The following is an 18,908-nucleotide window of genomic DNA, read 5'->3' as shown; positions in this document are numbered from 1 at the left end:
TCCGCTAGGCTTTTCGGGAGGCGGCGGATGCCGCTTCCCTATCGCCCGCAATAGTGTAGTCAGGACCCTTCTTTTTTACTGGAGTCGATAGGGCGTATGGCGAAGACGGCGCTGATTACCGGCATCACCGGACAGGACGGGGCGTATCTCGCCAAGCTTCTGCTGGAGAAGGGCTACACCGTTCACGGCATGCTGCGCCGCTCGGCCTCGGCCGACGTGATCGGCGACCGGCTGCGCTGGATCGGCGTCTATGACGACATTCAGTTCGAGTTGGGCGACCTGTTAGATCAAGGCGGCCTGTCGCGCCTGATACGTCGCTTGCAACCGGATGAGGTCTACAACCTCGCCGCCCAGAGCTTCGTCGGCGCGTCGTGGGACCAGCCGCACCTGACCGGATCGGTCACCGGTCTGGGCGCGACCAACATGCTTGAAGCGGTGCGCGAAGAGTGTCCGCAGGCCCGCTTCTACCAGGCCTCGTCGTCAGAGATGTACGGTCTGGTGCAGCATCCGATCCAATCGGAAACCACGCCGTTCTATCCGCGCTCGCCATACGCCGTGGCCAAGATGTACGCGCACTGGATGACGGTGAACTATCGCGAAAGCTTCGGCCTGCACGCCTCGGCTGGGATCCTGTTCAACCACGAGAGCCCGCTCCGCGGCATCGAGTTCGTGACCCGCAAGGTCACCGACGCCGTGGCCGCCATCAAGCTGGGCCAGCAGAAGACCGTCGATCTGGGCAACCTCGACGCCAAGCGCGACTGGGGCCACGCCAAGGACTATGTCGAGGCGATGTGGCTTATGCTGCAGCAGGAGACTGCGGACGACTATGTGGTCGCGACCGGCAAGACCTGGACCGTGCGCGAGATGTGCGAGACCGCCTTCGCCACCGTCGGTCTGAACTATCAGGACCACGTCACGATCAATCCGAAGTTCCTGCGTCCGGCGGAAGTCGATCTGCTGTTGGGTGATCCGAGCAAGGCCAAGGCCAAGCTGGGCTGGGAACCCAAGATCACCATGCAAGAGATGATCGCCGAGATGGTCGAGGCCGACATCGCCCGGCGGTCCAAGAACTGATGAGCGAAGGCGTCGTCATCATCGGCGGCGGCGGCCACGCGAAGGTGGTCATCGAGAGCCTGCGGGCGATGGGGGAGGCGATCGCGGCTATCGTTGACGCCGATCCCACCCCGCGCACCGTTCTGGGTGTGCCGGTGGTGGGTGACGACCTGGCCCTGGCCGGGCTGAAAGAGCAGGGGCTCTCGAAGCTGTTCGTGGCGATCGGCGACAACCGACTGCGCGAGAAACTGGGACGCAAGGCGCGCGAGCAGGGCTTTTCCCTGGTCAACGCGATCCATCCTTCGGCTGTGGTGTCGCCCAGCGCGATCCTGGGCGAGGGCGTGGCGGTGATGGCCGGCGCGGCGATCAACGCCGACAGCCGCATCGGCGATCTGGCTATCGTCAACACCGGCGCGATCGTGGACCATGACTGCGTTCTGGGGGCGTCTTGCCATATCGGTCCCGCCACCGCTCTGGCCGGCGGCGTCAACCTGGGCGAGCGTGCCTTCCTCGGCGTCGGTGCGCGGGCCATTCCGGGCGTGACCATTGGCGCCGATACGATCGTCGGCGCCGGCGGCGTCGTCGTGCGAGACCTTCCGGACGCGGTCCTCGCGGTCGGCGTTCCGGCCAAAATCAAAGGAGACCGGCCATGACCAGCCCGGCGAACACCACTTTGCCCAGGATTTCCGTCGCCGCCCCGCGCCTGGACGGCAAGGAGCGCGAGTACGTCCTGGAGTGCATGGACACGACCTGGATCTCGTCGGTCGGCCGCTTCATCTCCGAATTCGAGAAGGCTTTCGCCGCGTACTGCGGCGTGCGCAACGCCATCGCCTGCAACAATGGCACGACGGCCCTGCACCTGGCTCTGGTGGCGCTGGACATCGGTCCGGGCGACGAGGTCATCGTCCCCAGCCTGACCTACATCGCCTCGGCCAATGCGGTGACCTATTGCGGCGCGACGCCGGTGCTGATCGACAACGACCCGCGCACCTTCAATCTGGATCCCGCCAAGCTGGAGGCGCTGATCACGCCGCGCACCAAGGCGATCATGCCGGTGCACCTGTACGGCCAGATCTGCGATATGGACCCGATCATCGTGGTTGCCCAGAAGCACGGCCTGAAGATCGTCGAGGACGCGGCCGAGGCCGTGGGCGCGACCTACAAGGGCAAGAAGTCTGGTTCGCTGGGCACGTGCGCGACCTTCAGTTTCTTCGGCAACAAGATCATCACCACCGGCGAAGGCGGGATGATCACCACCGACGACGACGAACTGGCGGCCAAGATGCGCCTACTGCGTGGGCAGGGCATGGACCCCAATCGCCGCTACTGGTTCCCAATCGTGGGCTACAACTACCGCATGACCAACATCCAGGCAGCGATCGGCCTGGCGCAGCTGGAACGGGTTGAGGAACACCTCGCCTCCCGCCAGCAGGTCGTCACTTGGTACGACGAGAAGCTGTCTCGCCTGGGCAACCGGGTGGTCAAGCCGCACGTCGAGGACACCGGCCGTCACGTGTTCTGGATGTACACCGTGCGTTTGGGCGAGGGCCTGGCCACCAGCCGCGACCAGGTGATCAAGGACCTGGACGCTTTGGGTATCGAGAGCCGCCCGGTGTTCCACCCGATGCACATCATGCCGCCCTACGTCCATCTGGCGACGGACGACCTGAAGCAGGCCGAGGCTTGCGGCGCCGACGGTCTGAACCTGCCGACCCATGCCGGTCTGTCGGAAGCCGACATCGACCGTGTCGTGGCCGCCCTCGACCAGGTGCTGGCCTAGGCCATGCGGATCGTCCTGCTTTCCTCGATCGTGCCGTTCATCAACGGCGGCGCGCGCTTCATCGTCGAGTGGCTCGAGGAGAAGCTGATCGAGGCCGGCCACGAGGTCGAGCGGTTCTACCTGCCGTTCACTGACGATCCGAACGAGATCCTGCACCAGATCGCCGCCTGGCGGCTGATCGACCTGACCCAGTGGTGCGACCGGGTGATCTGCTTCCGGCCGCCGGCCTATGTGGTGGATCACCCGCACAAGGTGCTGTGGTTCATCCACCACATCCGCACCTTCTACGACCTGTGGAACACGCCGTACCGGGGGATGCCGGACGACGCCAACACTCGGGCCATCCGCGACAACCTGCGAACCCTGGACACCCGTGCGATCGCCGAAAGCCGCGCGGTGTTCACCAACTCGCAGGTCGTGGCTGATCGCCTGAAGGCCTTCAACGGCCTGGACGCCACGCCGCTTTATCCGCCGATCTACCAGCCCGAACGCTTCACCCACACCGGCTATGGCGACGAGATCGTCGCCATCTCGCGCCTCGAGCCGCACAAGCGCCAGGCCCTGATGATCGAGGCCATGCAGCACGTGAAGACCGGCGTGAAACTGCGCCTGGCCGGCACCGCCTCCAGCCCGGAATACGGGCGCCAGCTGGTGCAGATGACCAAGGACCTGGGCGTGCAGGATCGCGTCATTCTCGAGGATCGATGGATCAGCGAGGACGAGAAGGCGCAGATGCTGAAGGAAGCACTGGCCATCGCCTACCTGCCTAAGGACGAGGACAGCTACGGCTATCCGTCGTTGGAGGGCGCGCACGCCCGCAAGCCGATCATCACCACCACCGACAGCGGCGGGGTTCTGGAGCTGGTCGAGCATGGTCGCAACGGCCTGATCAGCGAGCCGGACGCCAAGACCCTGGCTGAGCAGTTCGATCGTCTGCACGCCGACAAGCAGGCCGTCGCCACGATGGGGACCGCCTCGCTGAACCGCTTGGCCGAGATGAAGATCGACTGGAGCACCGTCGTGGATCGGCTCACCGCATGAAGGTCCTGGTCGTCAACAACGCCGCCCCGTTCCAGCGCGGCGGGGCCGAGGAACTGGCCGATCACCTGGTGCGTCGCCTGAACGCCACCAAGGGCGTGCAGTCCGAGCTGGTGCGCATCCCGTTCACCTGGGAGCCTGCCGAGCGCCTGATCGAGGAGATGCTGATCTCCAAGGGCATGCGGCTGTACAATGTTGACCGGGTGATCGGCCTGAAGTTCCCGGCCTATCTGGTCCCGCACCACGAGAAGGTGCTGTGGCTGCTGCACCAGTTCCGCCAGGCCTATGACCTGTCGGAAGCCGGCCAGAGCCACCTGGACTTCGACGAGACCGGCCGAACGGTGAAGGCCGCGATCAAGGCGGCCGACAACGACTGCTTCGCCCAGTGCCGCAAGATCTTCTGCAACTCGCCGGTGACCCAGAACCGCCTGGCGCGGTTCAACGGCGTGCCCAGCGAGGTGCTGTATCCGCCGCTGAACGACGAGGAACTGTTCGTCGGTGGCGACTATGGCGACTACGTCTTCGCCGGCGGCCGGGTGGCGGCGGGCAAGCGCCAGCACCTGCTGATCGAAGCCCTGGCCCTGCTGCCGGGCAACCTGCGCCTGGTCATCGCAGGTCCCCCGGAAAACCTGGCCTATGCCGATCGCCTGACCAAGCTGGTCGAGGACCTGGACCTGAAGGACCGGGTCGACTTGCGCTTCGGCTTCCATCCACGCGCCGACATCGCCCGCTGGGCCAACGACGCCCTGGTCTGCGCCTACCTGCCCTTCGATGAGGACAGCGTCGGCTATGTGACGATGGAGGCCTTCGCGTCCGGCAAGGCGGTGCTCACCGTCACCGACAGCGGCGGCCTGCTGGAGATCGTCAGCCAGGATACCGGCGCCGTCGCCGAACCGACCCCACAGGCCCTGGCCGACGCGCTGGACCGTTTGACCTCGGACAAGGGGCGAGCGATATCGCTGGGCGGGGCGGCGCGTAAACTCTGGCGCGACAAGAATGTCACGTGGGAGCAGACGGTTCGCCGTCTTCTTGATTAAGCCATAAATATTGCGTTGAACGCCGGCTGAAAGCTGGTTTGACCAGGTCTAGGAAATGCGAGTGCTGTCGAAGTCCCTGTCCGTCCGGACGTCCGTGATCGCCGTGGCCGTGGCCATGGCGGTGTCCGGTCACGCCGGCCTCGCGCACGCCGAGACCCTGGCCGAGGCGATCGCCACGGCCTACCAGAGCAATCCGAACATCCAGGCCCAGCGCGCGGCCATGCGGGCGTTGGACGAGAACTACACCCAGGCAAGGGCGGCCTATGGCCTGCAGGCCAGCGCCTCGGTGTCGGAAAACTATGGCTGGCGGAAGCTGAACGGCGCCCAATCCGGTCAGGACGGAACGCAGCAGGCCAGCCAGCTGTCGGTGAGCCAGGCGCTCTACACGAACGGTCGCTACGCCGCCCGACTGCAGGGCGTCGAGGCCCAGATCAAGGCCGCGCGCGAGAACCTGCGCCGGATCGAGATGGACCTGCTGGTCCGCGTGACCAATGGCTACATCTCCGTGCGCCGCGACCGTGAAGTCCTGCGGATCTCCCAGGGGGGCGAGGCCTGGCTGCGCAAGCAGCTTCAGGACACCGAGGACAAGTACAGTGTCCGTCAGGTGACCTTGACCGATGTGCAGCAGGCCAAGGCGCGTCTGGCCTCGGCCAGCACCCAGGTCGCCAACGCCCAGGCCCAGCTGAACGTCAGCATCGCCTTCTATGGCTCGATCATCGGCCGGTTGCCCGAGACGCTGGAGCCCGAGCCCGACATCGACGGCCTGCCCACCAGCCTGGACGAAGCTTTCAACCAGGCGGAACAGGCCAACCCCTCGCTGCTGGCCGCCGGCTATACCGAGAAGGCCTCGCGCGAAGGCGTGGTCGAAGCGCGGGCTCAGCGCCTGTTTACGGTCAGCGCCCGAGCCGACTATCGCAACGGGACGTCGAACCCGTACAGCGGCGGCACGGCTTGGCGCGAAGATACGGTCAACGCCGGCATCACTCTGAGCCAGCCGCTGTTCACCAGCGGTCAGCTGAATTCGTCGGTTCGCCAGTCGATCGAGGAAAACAACCGCGACAAGCTGCTGATCGAGGACGCGCGCCGCAACATGGTGCTGAGCGTCTCGCAGTACTGGGACCAGTTGGTCGCGGCGCGCCGCTCCCTCGTGACCATCGAGGACGAGATGAAGGCCAGCACCATCGCCTTCTACGGTGTTCGCGAGGAAGAGCGCTTCGCCCTGCGCAGCACCATCGAGGTGCTGAACGCCCAGGCCGAACTGCAGAACGCACAGATCAGCTTCGTGCGGGCCCGCGCCAACGAATATGTCGGCCGCCTGCAACTGCTGGCCCAGGTCGGTACGCTGGAAGTCGGCAACCTGGCCCCGGGCGTGGCGTCTTATGATCCCGAGCGGCACTTCAAGAAGGTCCGCTACAAGGGCGTGCTGCCGACGGACCTGATCGTCCAGACCCTGGACAAGATCGCCCTGCCTATGGAGCCCAAGAAGCCCGAGCCGGGCGACACCTCGCCGATCCGTCCGCCGTCCAGCGAACTGCCGGCCAAGCCGATCTCGGCCGACAAGGTCGAGCCGCCGAAGTCGATCAACGACCTGCCGGCCCTGGACGACTCTCCGGTCCGGACCGCGCCTAGGGGGTAATCGGCAGCAGCCGGCGCATCAGCGCCAGCCAGGCCTCCCGATCGAACGACACATGGCCGTTGCGCGCTGTCGCGGCGGCCAGTTCTGCGCGCCAGGCGTCGTCCGACAGCATGCGAGCCAGCTTGGCCGCGGCGTCGTCGACGTCGGCGTCGGCCCAGCGGCCTTCGCGATAGATCGCGCCATCGCCCTCGACCGGGATCAGCGTGTAGTCCACCAGCTGGCTGGACGCCGGATCCATGAACTCGACGGTCGACGACCAGCCGGTGGCCAGGGTGGGTTTGCCCAACCAGATCGCCTCGGCCAGCAGCAGGCCGTAGCCCTCCGAACGGTGTAGCGACAGCACGATGTCGACGCTGGCGGTCAGCAGCGCCATGTCCTCGGCCGACAGGTTGTCGGTCATCAGGCGGATGGTGGGATCGCCGGTGACGCTGGCGGCGAGCTCGGCCAGGGTGTCGGGATAGAGGTCGGCGCCGACGATCTTGCAGACCAGCAGGGCGCGCGCGCCGCTGATCGTCACCGCCCGCTGGAAGGCGCGCAGGGCGGCGCGAGGGTTCTTGCGCTGGGCGGTCGAGCGCAGGTCGAAGGCCATCAGCACCACGACGCCGTCTTCGGGAAGGCCAAAGCGCGCGCGATCGGGCTCCGGACGCGGGTTCAGGTAAAGCGGGTAGGGGGCCGGGGAAACCTTCACCCGGGCCGGGGCCAGCTTGCGGATGGCGTCGGCGGCGAAGGCCGAAGGGGTCCAGACCTCGTCAACCAGGTCGAAGGCCTCCGCCCACGCCGGCGGCGCGTCTTCCAGCTCCCAGGCCCAGTAGCCGATGTGCCGACGCCCCTCCAACGGACGGCCCTCGGTGTCGCGCGCCCAGCGCAGCAGTTCAGGCGGATTGATGTGCGAGATCACCACCCCGCGCTCACCACGGGCCGGCGGCGCGAAGGCGGCGGGCAGATCGACCGGAAAGCCGACCTCGCTCGACAGATCGATGGCGCGCACAGGTTGGCCGGCGTCGGCAAAGCCCCGCGCCAGCATCCGCGCGCCTTCGCCCAGGCCATGCACGGCGCCGTGGAAGCCGACGATGGTCACTGGCAGTGTCGCCGGCAGGTCCTGTCGGCGCCCGCGCTTGAACGCCCGCGCCAGGCCCACCCGCTCGGCGCGTGCGCGCCGAGCGTCGTTCGCCGCCTGCCGCACGGCCCCGACCAGGGCGCCGGGTGATCCGACCACTTGGTGGGCAGTTCTGCGCACCGGAACGGGCAGGGCGCGCCAGAATGACAGCAATGCGGGCTTCAGGGCGGACAGACCCAGCTTGGGGAGGGGCAGGCGGAACCTCCGGTCGTTTCAGGCGTAGGTGGTCGATGGGGAAAGGTGTGCCGGCCTCCGGGCCGACGCGTCGAATGCAGGCGTCTAATTCGTCATCTAGTCCTTAGCAACAATCGTAGGGGGACGCGTGTCCACTGCCTGGAACGCCGGCTACGTCACGGACGTGAACTACACCTTTGGCTATTACGGGGAGCTCAACCCCCTGCGCAGCCGCCTGCCCATCCTGTTGTCGGGGCGTCACGCCCCCAAGATCGAGAACGCCTGCGAGCTGGGCTTCGGTCAGGGCCTGTCTGTCGCCATCCACGCCGCGGCCCAGCCGTCGGTCAATTGGTACGGCACCGACTTCAATCCTTCCCAGGCGGCCTTCGCCTCGGAAATGACCCGCCTGGCCGGGGCGGACGCCAAGCTGTTCGACGAGGCCTTCTCGGAGTTCTGCGCCCGCAAGGACCTGCCGGACTTCGACTTCATCGGCCTGCACGGCATCTGGACCTGGATCTCCGACGAGAACCGCCAGATCTTGGTCGACTTCATCCGCCGCAAGCTGCGTCCGGGCGGGGTGCTGTACATCTCGTACAACACGCTGCCGGGCTGGTCGTCTTCGGCGCCGATCCGGCATCTGATGAAGCGCCACGCCGATGTGATGGGCGCGCCCGGCATGGGCCCCATCGGCCAGACCGACGCCTCGCTGGCCTTCATCGAACAGTTCCTGGCTCAGGAGCCGCTGTACGCCAAGGCCAACCCCGCCGCGGTCGAGCGCTTCAAGGCGATCAAGGGGCAGGACCGCCAGTACCTGGCGCACGAGTACATGAACCGCGACTGGTCGCCGATGTACTTCGCCGACATGGAGGCCTGGCTGACCGAGGCCAAGGTCGGGTTCGCGGCTTCGGCCCACACGATCGACGGCCTGCACGACCTGAACATGACGGCCGACCAGGCGGCGTTCATGCGCGGCATTCCGGACGCCTCGCTGCGCGAGACGATCCGCGACTTCTACACCAATCAACAGTTCCGCCGTGACTACTGGCTCCGCGGCGTCCGCAATATGGTCGGCCACGAGCAGGCGACGGCCCTGCGCGAGGAGCGGGTGGTGCTGACCGTGGCGCGGCCCGACCTGCCGACCAAGGTGCGGGGCGGTCTGGGCGAAGCCGGCCTGATGGAGCAGATCTATCACCCGATCTACGACATCATGCAGGATCACAAGCCGCGGACCATCGGCGAGATCGAGGCCTATGTCGCCGCCAAGGGCGTCAGCTTCCAACAGCTAACCTCGGCCGTCAGCATCCTGCTGGGGCTGGGCGTCCTGCTTGCGGTCGCGCCGGGGCAGGATCTCGCCAAGGCCAAGACCCGGTCGCACGCCCTTAACCGCGCGATTTCCAAGCGGTCGATCTCTGTGGGCGACGTGGCCTACTTCGCGTCGCCCGTCCTGGGCGGCGGGATCACCGCACCGCGCTTCCAGCAGCTCTTCTGGCTGAGCAAACAGAACGGCGGCAAGGGACCGGCGGACTGGGCGGCCTTCGCCTGGTCGCTGCTGCAGGGCCAGAACCAGGCGCTGATCAAGGAGGGGGCGACCCTTCAGGGCGAGGACAACCTCACCGAACTGACGGCGCAGGCCGAGGCCTGGGGCGCCAAGGTTCTGCCGGTGTGGACCGCCCTGGGGGTCTGATCGAAACTTCGGTGCGCGCTAAGCGGGAGTTTGGCGCGCATCGAGGCCTTCGGGTCGCCCCGAGCGGCGCCGACGTCGCGGGACGGATTCGCTTCTCCGGTGAGTGAAAGGCAAATCTATCCACGCTGTTTGGCGTAATCACGTCTTTAGAAGGTGATGTGGGGTGCGTGGCGCACTAAATGCGTCGGCATATCAATGTTCACGCCTCTGGTTCGACTTGATTTTTGCGAAGTAAACCGGCGCGGCAGTTCTATATAAATCGAACTGCTGCTCGCGTCTTTCTCCGGGGCATGGTTCTTAATTTCGATATTTCAAACCTGGCCCCGGGAATCTGGGAGGAGCTTGGCAATATCGGAAGTTGAACGCCCAATTCACGAAAGAATATCGGAATCTCGCCGTTGCCCCGTTGCGAAGCGCAGCTGGTTAAGGTATGAAGAGCTTGTCTACCCACAAGACTTCCCATTAGCCCCGCCGGAGACCGTGTCACCGGCGGGGCTTATTGCATCTGGGCTCAATCCTTAGCGGCGAAAGAACGCCGCGCGCGGGGCGGCGTTCCTAAAGCTCAGTTTCCGCAAAACCTAAATCCGGTCTTCCGGCGGCGAGGTGTCCCGCACGGGCATGTGCGGGCCATGAACCACGGGCTGGCGCTCCAGGATCTGGCGAACCTTGCGGACGGCCGTGGAGGCGCGGCTGCGGCGCTGGCGCCAGAGCAGCAGGGTCATCGCCCCCACGGTCGCGGTCATGAAGGGCAGGGGGCCCAGCAGCCAAACCGCCGCCGCCAGGGCGAAGTAGTAGGCCCGTACACCGGCGTTGAAGGCCGACAGGGCCGGGTTGAGGATGCCGCCCGCCGCCTCGGCATATTCGGCCAGCACCTTGGGCGGGGCCCACATCGGCGTCGCGCCGATCGCAGCCAGGCAGTAATTCATCTGGCGGATCGACCAGATGAAGTCGAGCAGGCCGCGGGCCAGGGCCACCAGCACCAGGCCCAGCTTGACCTGGAACATCAGCGGGGGGGTCTTGGCCAGTACGGCCAGGCCCTCGACGTTTCTCAGCGCATTGTCGCCGCCGAACAGCACGCCCGCCGCGGCGGCGATCAGGATCAGGTTCGACGAGGCGAAGAAGCTCGCCGAATTGATCGCGTGGCCAAGCAGTTGGCCGTCCAGCAGGGCGATCTCGCGCACCGCCATCTCCTGCATCCACCGGCGGCGGATGATGGTCATGTCGGTGTTCAGCGCGCCGCCGCTCTCGCCCAGGCGCTTGAGCATGGGTTCATACAGCAGCCAGCAGGCGGCGAAGACGGCCAGGACGATAATGTCGAGCAACGGCATGATGACGTTCTAGACGCAGGCGAAGAGTCGGAAAACCAGGTTCGGCCTTGTTGTCGGGTTCGGCCGTATCGAGCCGGCATGAAAAACTCCCCCTCCCGTTGCCGGGAGGGGGAGCTGAAGCGGAGCATCCGTTTGGCGCGGGCGGCCTAGAGCCTGCCCATCAGCACCAGGATGATCAGGATGATCAGCACCAGGCCCAGGCCGCCGCTGGGGAAGTAGCCCCACGAACGGCTGTGGCCCCACGTCGGGAGCGCGCCGATCAGAGCCAGGATCAGGATAATGATGAGGATGGTGCCCAGCATGGTCCGAAAGTCCCTCCAATCCCGCGTCCGCCACCACGGCGCCGCTGGGATCACGCTTTCGGAATACGTGGCGCCGCTTATCGGTTCCGCGCCGCTTGGTTCCCTCAGGTCGCGGTGTTTTCGGCCTTGCGCATCCGCATGGCCCACAGCGTGCCGATGACCGCCCCCTTGACGCGCGGCAGGGTCAGCAGGGTCAGCGTCGCCAGCAGGGTCAGGGTCACGGGGGCCACCAGCATCGGCGGGGCTTCCCAGATCCATGGGAAGAACAGCAGCGGCGCGACCACCAGGTGGCCGATCAGCAAGATGGTGAAATAGGCCGGACCGTCGTCGGCGGGATAGCTGGCCAGCTCGTGGCCGCAGGCCTCGCACTCGGGATCGACCTTCAGGTAGCGCATGTACAGCCGGCCGTCGCCGCAGTTGGGGCAGCGGTGCAGCAGGCCGCGCTTGAGGCCGGTGAGCAGAGGGTTGGCGGGCTGGGTCTCTGACATGGCGTCCATATGCGCCTTGAGCGGCGTCAAGGAAAGGGCGACCAGCCGTCGCACCTTGCTCATGCCACCATGTGTTGAACAAGTATTGGTGAACGCGTCTTTAGATCCGCGGGCTGGTTGTCCGTGCAAATCCTATCGCGATGACAACTTGGATAATCCCGCTATCGAAGAATATTCAATGATGGGTGGGGCTTAGGTGCCGGCGCTGAGCGAACTGAGGCTGGAACGGGCGTCGCGCGCTCACGTTGATTACCGGATCTGAATATAGTGAGGCGAGCATGTCATCGAACGTCGAAACGCCCAATCCGCAGCCGCCACGGGACGGCGCGGCGGCCTCGAAGGCCGAACACGCCGTCCGCAAGGCCCCGGAGGCCGCCGTCGCACCGCGCGAGAAACGGGCGATCGGCGCGGAGACCTCTCGGGAGGAAGACGCCTAGCGCTTGGCGTCGCTGGCGGTGGTGCTGACGGCGCGGCCGGCGGCCGAGACGTCGCGACCCATGCCTTCGATGGTGTTGCAGGCCGAAACCAGCAGGGCGGCCGCCGCGGCGGCCAGAACGACGATCTTACGCATGGGTTTCGAACTCCACCTGGAAAAGCGCGGGAACTTAACCGTTGGCCGCGCCGGGCTTCAAGAGGATCCTCAGGCGCGGCGTCCGGGTCTAGCGAATGCGACGGACCGAGCTGTACCGGTCGTTCTGCTTCTTGGGCAGTGACGGCGCGTCGTAGCTGTAGGTCCAGCAACGGCCGCGGTAGTAGTTGTCCTCGCAGAACTCCCACTCGCCGCGCAGGATCTTCATCGACGACACGACGTCGTTAAAGCTCATGCGGCCCAGGTCGGGCTCGTTGCCGCGGATCGGGCGGGACTGACCGCCGAAGTCGCGATGCTCGAACAGCACCAGGTCGACGCCTCCGCGATCCCAGCGCCCATCCCGGCGATCATCGCGACGCTCGTAGCGGCCGTCACGGCGATCGCCGTAGTGGCGGTCCTGCGCCACGGCGGCGCCGGTGGTCAGCAGGGCCAGGGCCCCGCAGACCAGGGTGAAGGCTGTCTTGCGCATGGCGGTGTCTCCTAGCGGACGCGACGGACCGAGCTGATCGCGTCGTTCCATTCGCGCGGCAGAATGGTCTGATCGGCGTCCAGTCGGCTGCAGCGGCCCTGATAGTTGGTGTGCTCGCAGATCTCCCACTGGCCGCGGACGATCTTGATGGACGAGGCCTTGTCGTTGAATTTGACCATGCCCAGGTCGGGCATGTCGCCGACCACCTCGTAGACGCGGCCCTGATAGCCGGCGTCTTCGAACATCAGAAGGTCGCCGCGATAGCTGTTGCCCGGGCGACCGCCACCGCCACCGCCCCAGTTGCCGCCACCACCATTGCCGCCGCCCCAGCCGCCGCCGTTGCCGCCGCCGTAGCCGACGCACTGCAGGCGGCCGTCCCGGTTCTCCAGGCCCTGGGCGCCGCAGTCGCGGATACGGGCGCTGCTCCATTCCCAGCCGCCGCGACGGTTCGAGCACCGGGCCCAGACCTCGCCGCGGAAGGCGGTGATCTCGCGGCAGGATTGCGTGTACGAGCCGCGCGGCGGATCGTCGTACTGGCCGTTCCAGGACGGCGCCTGCGCGGTGGCGCTGCCGGCCAGGGCCAGAACGGAAAGAGCGGTCAGGCTGAAAGTCTTGAGCATGTCGTTTCCCCACCCAGAGGGCTTCATCGTGAAGCCAAGCTAGCCGTTCTCCGCCTGAACGGCGTCTGAACGCTGCAGCTTCATACCGTACCGTCGTTCGTTTGCAGATAGCCGACGGGAGCGCCCGCGTCGGCGCTGCTGGAGGTTGATCCGTAGGGGGCTTGCGAGTCGCCCGGTGTCGTGGCGGGATCGGGCGACGACCTCAGGGGAGGGCCAAGTCCCATGGACATCACCTGGAACCGCCGGAGCCTCCTGGCCGCCGGTCTGGCAGCGACGGCCGCGCCGGCCTGGAGCGCCGAGATCGCGCCCGAGCATATCCCGCTGTGGCCTGGCCTGGCGCCGGGCGGGGACAAGGTGCGGGTGGTCGAGCGACTGGACCCCTTCACCATGCCCGACGGCACGATCGACAACAGCGTCGTCGGCGTCACCCGCCCGACCCTGACGATCTATCCCGCCCAGGGAACGCCCAGCGGCCTGGCCGTGCTGGTCATTCCCGGCGGCGGCTTCCGCAAGGTGGTGGCCGACAAGGAAGGCCGCGCCATCGCTCGGTGGCTGGCCGGCGAGGGGATCACCGCCGGCGTGCTGGTCTACCGCCTGCCGGGCGACGGATGGGAGGACGGCATGGACGCGCCTCTGCAGGACGCCCAGCGGGCCTTGCGGCTGCTGCGGGCCCGCAGCGGGGCGGCCAAGATTGGGGCGCTGGGCTTCTCGGCCGGCGGCACGATCGCCGCGGCCCTGGCCTCGCGCGGCGGCGCGCCGCTGTATCCGCCGATCGACGACCTGGACGAGAAGGCCTCGCTGCCGGACTTCGTGGGGCTGGGCTATCCGTATTTGAACGTGCCCGCGCCGCGCCGGCCCGAGCAGTCGATGTTCCGGGGCTTCACCACGCCGACCAAGGCGTTCCTGTTCCACGCCGTCGACGACCAGCGGGTCTCGGTCGAGAACAGCCGCAAGGGCGCGGCGGCGATCCGCGCGGCCGGCGGGACCGCCGAGGAGCACGAGTACCCGACCGGCGGGCACGGCTTCGCCCTGACCTCGCCGCCCGGCGCGCCCGCCGGCGCCTGGCCGGCGGCGTTCCTGAAGTGGGTGAGGGCGCTCTAGGAAGCGCGGGCTTCGGCGCCCATGAAGATCACCTTGGCGCCCTTGCTGACCGCCGAGCCCAGTTCGGCGGCGTCCCAGTTGGTCAGACGCACACAGCCGTGCGAGGCGCGCTTGTTGACCAGCTTGGGATCAGGCGTGCCGTGGATGCCGTAGGTGTCCTTGGTCAGGTCGATCCAGGTCGAGCCCACCGGATTGTTGGGCCCGGCCTTGATGGTTAGCTTGCCCTTGGGCTTGCCGAAGGTCAGGCGCGAGGGGTCATAGGTATAGGTCGGGGCGGGCGCCAGGGTGCGCACGGCCCACTCGCCGGACGGGGCCGGGCGCTCGGTGCTGCCGACCGTGGCCGGATACACCGCCAGCTCCACGCCTTGCGCGTCGAAGGCGCGAACCTGGCCCAGGGCCTTGTCGATCTCGATCCGCTCGACCTTGCGATCCAGCTTGTCGACGCCGGCGGCGGTGACCACGATCGCCGTACCCGCCTTGGCAAAGTCGACGCCGGGGTTGAGGGCCTGCAGCAGGGCCTCGTCCATGTGGAAGCGCTCGGCCAGCAGCTCCAGCGGGCTGTGGTAGTTCATGGCCGGCAGCTTCGACATCGCCTCGTAGTCGCCGGGGTCCAGCTCGGGCGAGAACGGCCCACCGACATCGGCGTCGCTGATCGTGTAGTCGACCAGGACAGCACCGCTGTCACCGGCGGTCAGGGCGTCGAGGAGGGCCTGGGTGACCTCGCCGTCGGCGGTCAGGTTGCGGGCGGTCTGGAAGGCCTTGATGGCCAGGGTCATGTTGGTGCCGTCGCGGCCGTCGATGACGCCGGGCGAGAAGTGGGCGCGGTCCAGCAGGGTCTGCACCCGCACCAGTACGTCGCGGCGGGCCATGGGATCGGTCGCGGCGGGGTCGAAGGCGGCGGCGTTGATCGCCTGGGCCATCGGGGTGTTGGCGGCCGAAGCGGGCGGCGCGGCGACCACGGGGGCTTTCTGGACGGTCTTGGCGGGGGCGGGCTTGGCCGGCGGAGCGTCGTCGCAGGCGGTCAGGGCCAGGGCGGCGACGAGGGCGAAGCGGGAAACCAGACCGATCATGCATACTCCACGGGAACGAGTCAGAGTTCTCAAGCCTTGAGCCATGGCGAAGTTCCACAGCGGGTAGGGATCGACTTGAGGGCGCTGCGTCGGCTGCTGTGGGGTGTGGGCGTACTGGCGCTGGCCGTCGGCGGCTTCTGGCTATGGGTCGTCTGGCCGACCGGAGGAGCCACGCCCGTCCAACCGCAGCCGCGCGACGAGGTCGCCTATGCGACGCCGCAGCATGTGGCCTCGATCGATCCGCCCGCCATCCCCCTGAGCGGCGCCGCGCCCCTGGCCGGCGCGCCTGAAACCTGTGACGGCAGGGATGCGCCGGGCAGCGCCGCCGCCGTCAACGCCGCCGCCCTGTCGACCCTGGCCTGGAGCCCGTTCGGCAAGCCCGAGACCGGCTGGGAGATCTATGCCCCGCGCATCGCCGCCGAGATCGGCACGACCTGCGCGCCGGGCTCGAACGGCTTCGCTTCGGCCCTGGCCCGCTGGCAGGGCGCCCACGGCAAGCCGCGGACCGGCGTGGTCGATCCGGACACCTTCGGGACCATGCTGACCGGCTGGCACCTGGCGCGACCCTTTGTGCGGGTGAACCGTCAGGGCATGTGCCCCGGCGCGCCGCCCGAGGCCAACCTGGCCCAGGCCGACGCCAAGGAGAGCTATGGCGGCAAGACCATCCGCCTTCGGCCTGGGGCGCTGGAGGCCTATCGCAACATGGTCGGCTCGGCGCGGGCGGCGGGCGTGCTGACCAAGCCTGAGGCCCTGCGGATCTTCTCGGGCTTCCGCGCGCCGGACGCCGACGCCCAGCGCTGCGCGCGGGACAACAACTGCCAGGGTCTGACCCGCACGATCTGTTCGGCCCACCGCACGGGTCTGGCCATGGATGTGGTGATCGACGCTGCGCCGGGCTTCGGACCCGACAGCTCGGCCGACGCTAATCGCCTGGCGATGGCGCGCTCGCCGCTCTATCGCTGGATGGTCGTCAACGCCGGCCGCTTCGGCTTCGTCAACTACGCCTACGAGCCCTGGCACTGGGAGTGGACGGGCGAGGCGATGCTGCCCGGCGTGCCGATCTCCAGCCTGCCGACGGCGGGCTCTGAGCCGCTTACGGAACCTCCGGAAGCGCCCACTTCCGGAAAGCCGGCCGCGCCTGCAGTCGCGCGTAATAGTCGTTGAGCGCCGGCCATTCCACCCGCTCGATCGGGCTGTGCAGCCAGCGGTGCACCGACAGGCCCAGCACGATGTCGGCCAGGGTGAACTGCTCGCCGATCACATAGGCGCCGGTGTCGACCAGCCGCGCGTCCAGCAGACCCATGGCCACGTTCCAGGCGTCGACGCTGTGCTGGATTCGCCGCTTGTCGCCAAAGCCCCGCGTCTTGCGCACCAGGCCCGAGAAGGCGAAGCGCCAGGCGGTGTTCAGCTCGGTGGCCTGCCAGTCCATCCACTGGTCGACCAGCGCGTGCGGGCGGCGGGCTTCGGGGTACAGCGGCGTTCCGGTCGCCACATAGCGGCAGATGGCGTTGCTCTCCCACAACGGCCCCTCGTCGTCGACCAGGACGGGCACGAGGGCGTTGGGGTTCAGCTTGACGAACTTGGCGTCGTTGGTGGGCGCAAAACCCTGGCCCCAGTCCTCCCGCTCGTAGGCGACGCCCAGCTCGTCCAGGGTCCAGAGAACCTTGCGGACGTTGATGGAGGCCGTGCGGCCGAGGACCTTGGGAATTGTCACCGGGTCATCCAGGGCTTGGACTTGCCGGTGGGGGCGACGGCGCTGGCGCGCTCGACCTTGCCGCTGGAGGCCTTGGGGCCATGGCCATGCTTGCCCTGGGCGGCCTTCTTCAGGCGCAGGGCGCGCTGCATCGGCGTCTCGTCGGCGGGCGGGGTCTGATTATCGGTCATAAGGGCGATGTAGGCCTGCGAAAGCGCCTTGAGAAGGCCGTGCTTGGCGGTCAGTCTGGAAAGATGTCGCGCCGCCGTTCGGTTCCCCTGTTGTTTGCGCTCTCCCTGGCCAGCCTGGGAGCGTCCGCCGCCTTGGCTCAGGAGGCCAATCAGGTCTCGCCGGTGCTGATCCTGCCGCCGACCAATCCGCCGAAGATGGTCTCGACCTATCCGGCGCAGGGCGCGACCGTCGCGCCCGGCGTCCTGATTCTGAAGGTGGCGTTCGACCAGCAGATGTCGCCCAGCGCCTGGAACTACGCCCCGGCGCCGGATGTCACCCCGATGGACTGCGTGAAGACCCCGCGCCTGCTCAGCGACCAGAAGACCTTCGTGCTGCTGTGCCGGGTGCTGGGCAACCGCGACTACGGCGTCACCTTCAACGCCCAGCGCGGGGGCGGCTTCGCCAATCTGGGCGACAATCCCGCCGAGACCGCGGCCCTGACCTTCAAGGTCGGCGCAGACGATCCGGTGACCACCCTGCGCCGGGCCATGGACGCCGCCGGGCTGAAGCCCGACCAGATGCCCGTGCAGGACGCACCGCGCGCCGTCGGCGACGCGGCCAAGGGTTGATCCGCATACTCTAGCTTGTGGCGTCGTCCCGCAGCTTGGCGCATCATTCTCCGATGACGGGGGAATCGGGGCGCGACTGGACGGGAGCTGAGCTCGCGGTGGTGGTGGGCGACTATGTCGTCCAGCTGGAGAAGACGCTTGCCGGCAAGCCCGTCGACCGCAGCGCCCACGATCGCAGTGTCCGCTTCGTCACCGGCAAGGCCGACATGCCGATCCTGTGGAAGCAGGGCGAGATTTCGGCGGTGCTGTCGCTGATCGGCCTGCCGATCCTGCGCGATCAGCCGCCGCGCTGGTCGTATGACCACGCCCTTCTGGAGGCCGTCGAGGCGCAGCTGGCCGCCAAGCCCGCCCTGCTGGCCGCCGCCGTCCGCCCCCACGCCCTGTTCGCCGCGCCGTCGGCCGTGCCCCTGATCGAGGCCGCGCCGCCCAAGCCGATGCCGATGGACGCGCGGATGGTGCAGGCGATCCAGCGCTTCGACATGTCCACGCGCGAGGCCGACGACCGCTTCCTGCGCGGCCTGGGCGTGGCCAGCATCGTCGCCCACGAGGCCCGCCGCCTGTCCGAGCGCGGCCGTTCCGACCTAGCCGGCCGCGTCCATCCGGCCCGCGAAGGTGATCCTGCCGGTTGCGACGTCATCGCCTTCGGCCTGGACGAGAGCCCGCGCCTGATCGTCGTGAAGACCACCCTGTCGGGGGACGTCTCGCCGTTCGGCCTGAGCCAGGCCGAGTTCGACCTGTCGGAGGCCCGACCCGAGGCTTTCCGCATCCGGCGGGTCTACGACCTGCTGGGCGAAGCGCGATTCTACCGCCTCAAGCCCCCGTTCCATTGAGAAGCGCGATCTCGGGACCATGCGGCGATGCGCCACAGCGGTCGAGGTCGATGATTCAGGGATTTTGAACGTGTGAGGCCGCCTTCTGGCGTTGGCCGC

At 67.6% G+C, this 18,908-nt stretch carries 22 protein-coding genes; 12 read left to right on the top strand and 10 right to left on the bottom strand.

Annotation, left to right across the window (positions count from 1 at the left end):
* Nucleotides 1–96 precede the first annotated feature (96 nt).
* Genes gmd through ABDW31_RS11200 form a run of 6 tightly spaced genes read left to right on the top strand, consistent with a single transcriptional unit; the run spans nt 97 to nt 6,544 of the window.
* A complete protein-coding gene (gene gmd / locus ABDW31_RS11225; protein ID WP_343698778.1) occupies nt 97–1,074 on the top strand; it encodes a GDP-mannose 4,6-dehydratase in 978 nt (325 codons plus the stop codon).
* Complete coding sequence (locus ABDW31_RS11220) at nt 1,074–1,706, top strand: acetyltransferase (RefSeq protein WP_343698777.1); 633 nt, start codon at nt 1,074–1,076, stop codon at nt 1,704–1,706. Before gmd ends, ABDW31_RS11220 begins: the two co-directional genes overlap by 1 nt.
* Nucleotides 1,703–2,833 carry a DegT/DnrJ/EryC1/StrS family aminotransferase gene (locus ABDW31_RS11215; protein ID WP_343698776.1) on the top strand — a complete coding sequence of 377 codons (1,131 nt, stop codon included), beginning with the start codon at nt 1,703–1,705 and terminating at the stop codon, nt 2,831–2,833. The genes ABDW31_RS11220 and ABDW31_RS11215 overlap by 4 nt, the downstream gene beginning before the upstream one ends.
* A 3-nt stretch (nt 2,834–2,836) precedes the next feature.
* Nucleotides 2,837–3,874 carry a glycosyltransferase family 4 protein gene (locus ABDW31_RS11210; protein WP_343698775.1) on the top strand — a complete coding sequence of 346 codons (1,038 nt, stop codon included), beginning with the start codon at nt 2,837–2,839 and terminating at the stop codon, nt 3,872–3,874.
* Nucleotides 3,871–4,908 carry a glycosyltransferase family 4 protein gene (locus ABDW31_RS11205; protein ID WP_343698774.1) on the top strand — a complete coding sequence of 346 codons (1,038 nt, stop codon included), beginning with the start codon at nt 3,871–3,873 and terminating at the stop codon, nt 4,906–4,908. The genes ABDW31_RS11210 and ABDW31_RS11205 overlap by 4 nt, the downstream gene beginning before the upstream one ends.
* 55 nt (nt 4,909–4,963) lie before the next feature.
* Nucleotides 4,964–6,544: a TolC family outer membrane protein gene (locus ABDW31_RS11200; RefSeq protein WP_343698773.1), complete on the top strand. Its 1,581-nt coding sequence runs from the start codon at nt 4,964–4,966 to the stop codon at nt 6,542–6,544.
* On the opposite strand, the gene ABDW31_RS11195 is transcribed toward ABDW31_RS11200, so the two are convergent.
* Nucleotides 6,534–7,814 carry a glycosyltransferase gene (locus ABDW31_RS11195; RefSeq protein ID WP_343698772.1) on the bottom strand — a complete coding sequence of 427 codons (1,281 nt, stop codon included), beginning with the start codon at nt 7,812–7,814 and terminating at the stop codon, nt 6,534–6,536. The genes ABDW31_RS11200 and ABDW31_RS11195 overlap by 11 nt on opposite strands.
* A gap of 169 nt (nt 7,815–7,983) precedes the next feature.
* On the opposite strand from ABDW31_RS11195, the gene ABDW31_RS11190 reads away from it, so the two are divergent.
* Nucleotides 7,984–9,519: a class I SAM-dependent methyltransferase gene (locus ABDW31_RS11190; protein ID WP_343698771.1), complete on the top strand. Its 1,536-nt coding sequence runs from the start codon at nt 7,984–7,986 to the stop codon at nt 9,517–9,519.
* A 578-nt stretch (nt 9,520–10,097) separates the two neighbouring features.
* On the opposite strand, the gene ABDW31_RS11185 is transcribed toward ABDW31_RS11190, so the two are convergent.
* The 3 genes from ABDW31_RS11185 to ABDW31_RS11175 all read right to left on the bottom strand — a co-directional run bounded on the left by ABDW31_RS11185 (nt 10,098) and on the right by ABDW31_RS11175 (nt 11,646).
* Nucleotides 10,098–10,847, bottom strand: a complete 750-nt coding sequence (locus ABDW31_RS11185; RefSeq protein ID WP_343698770.1) for a DUF599 family protein — start codon at nt 10,845–10,847, stop codon at nt 10,098–10,100.
* 146 nt (nt 10,848–10,993) lie between these two features.
* Nucleotides 10,994–11,149 (bottom strand): DUF3309 family protein, encoded by a 156-nt coding sequence (locus tag ABDW31_RS11180; RefSeq protein ID WP_184721576.1) that lies wholly within the window; start codon nt 11,147–11,149, stop codon nt 10,994–10,996.
* 104 nt (nt 11,150–11,253) lie between these two features.
* Nucleotides 11,254–11,646: a DUF983 domain-containing protein gene (locus ABDW31_RS11175; protein WP_343698822.1), complete on the bottom strand. Its 393-nt coding sequence runs from the start codon at nt 11,644–11,646 to the stop codon at nt 11,254–11,256.
* A 269-nt stretch (nt 11,647–11,915) separates the two neighbouring features.
* On the opposite strand from ABDW31_RS11175, the gene ABDW31_RS11170 reads away from it, so the two are divergent.
* Nucleotides 11,916–12,074 (top strand): hypothetical protein, encoded by a 159-nt coding sequence (locus tag ABDW31_RS11170; RefSeq protein ID WP_343698769.1) that lies wholly within the window; start codon nt 11,916–11,918, stop codon nt 12,072–12,074.
* Here the strand turns inward: ABDW31_RS11170 and ABDW31_RS11165 are convergent.
* From ABDW31_RS11165 to ABDW31_RS11155, 3 genes are all read right to left on the bottom strand, one after another.
* Nucleotides 12,071–12,208 (bottom strand): entericidin A/B family lipoprotein, encoded by a 138-nt coding sequence (locus ABDW31_RS11165; RefSeq protein ID WP_343698768.1) that lies wholly within the window; start codon nt 12,206–12,208, stop codon nt 12,071–12,073. The two genes, ABDW31_RS11170 and ABDW31_RS11165, sit on opposite strands and share 4 nt — an antisense overlap.
* An 88-nt stretch (nt 12,209–12,296) precedes the next feature.
* Nucleotides 12,297–12,695: a beta/gamma crystallin-related protein gene (locus ABDW31_RS11160; RefSeq protein ID WP_343698767.1), complete on the bottom strand. Its 399-nt coding sequence runs from the start codon at nt 12,693–12,695 to the stop codon at nt 12,297–12,299.
* An 11-nt stretch (nt 12,696–12,706) separates the two neighbouring features.
* Nucleotides 12,707–13,315 (bottom strand): beta/gamma crystallin-related protein, encoded by a 609-nt coding sequence (locus ABDW31_RS11155; RefSeq protein WP_343698766.1) that lies wholly within the window; start codon nt 13,313–13,315, stop codon nt 12,707–12,709.
* Nucleotides 13,316–13,537: 222 nt separating this feature from the next.
* On the opposite strand from ABDW31_RS11155, the gene ABDW31_RS11150 reads away from it, so the two are divergent.
* Nucleotides 13,538–14,416, top strand: coding sequence for an alpha/beta hydrolase (locus tag ABDW31_RS11150; protein ID WP_343698765.1), 879 nt, complete (start codon nt 13,538–13,540; stop codon nt 14,414–14,416).
* On the opposite strand, the gene ABDW31_RS11145 is transcribed toward ABDW31_RS11150, so the two are convergent.
* On the bottom strand, nt 14,413–15,486 hold the full coding sequence (locus ABDW31_RS11145; protein ID WP_343698764.1) for a L,D-transpeptidase: 1,074 nt from the start codon (nt 15,484–15,486) through the stop codon (nt 14,413–14,415). The genes ABDW31_RS11150 and ABDW31_RS11145 overlap by 4 nt on opposite strands.
* 75 nt (nt 15,487–15,561) lie before the next feature.
* Between ABDW31_RS11145 and ABDW31_RS11140 the strand changes: the two genes are divergently transcribed.
* Nucleotides 15,562–16,650: a D-alanyl-D-alanine carboxypeptidase family protein gene (locus ABDW31_RS11140; protein ID WP_343698763.1), complete on the top strand. Its 1,089-nt coding sequence runs from the start codon at nt 15,562–15,564 to the stop codon at nt 16,648–16,650.
* On the opposite strand, the gene ABDW31_RS11135 is transcribed toward ABDW31_RS11140, so the two are convergent.
* Together ABDW31_RS11135 and ABDW31_RS11130 are read right to left on the bottom strand one after the other, a co-directional pair.
* Nucleotides 16,580–17,200, bottom strand: coding sequence for a glutathione S-transferase (locus ABDW31_RS11135; protein ID WP_343698762.1), 621 nt, complete (start codon nt 17,198–17,200; stop codon nt 16,580–16,582). The two genes, ABDW31_RS11140 and ABDW31_RS11135, sit on opposite strands and share 71 nt — an antisense overlap.
* Nucleotides 17,197–17,370, bottom strand: a complete 174-nt coding sequence (locus tag ABDW31_RS11130; RefSeq protein ID WP_343698761.1) for a hypothetical protein — start codon at nt 17,368–17,370, stop codon at nt 17,197–17,199. Before ABDW31_RS11130 ends, ABDW31_RS11135 begins: the two co-directional genes overlap by 4 nt.
* Before the next feature lie 63 nt (nt 17,371–17,433).
* Between ABDW31_RS11130 and ABDW31_RS11125 the strand changes: the two genes are divergently transcribed.
* Both ABDW31_RS11125 and ABDW31_RS11120 read left to right on the top strand, forming a co-directional pair.
* Entirely contained in the window at nt 17,434–17,979 is a 546-nt protein-coding gene (locus tag ABDW31_RS11125) for a hypothetical protein (protein WP_184721561.1), read from the top strand.
* 53 nt (nt 17,980–18,032) lie between these two features.
* Nucleotides 18,033–18,809 (top strand): DUF3883 domain-containing protein, encoded by a 777-nt coding sequence (locus ABDW31_RS11120; RefSeq protein ID WP_343698760.1) that lies wholly within the window; start codon nt 18,033–18,035, stop codon nt 18,807–18,809.
* Nucleotides 18,810–18,908: the final 99 nt, after the last annotated feature.

Origin of the sequence: Caulobacter sp., assembly GCF_039596335.1 — a bacterium.
Classification (GTDB): Bacteria; Pseudomonadota; Alphaproteobacteria; order Caulobacterales; family Caulobacteraceae; genus Caulobacter.
The sequence above is the reverse complement of the archived record's forward strand: the minus strand, read 5'-3'. Positions and strand labels throughout refer to the sequence as shown.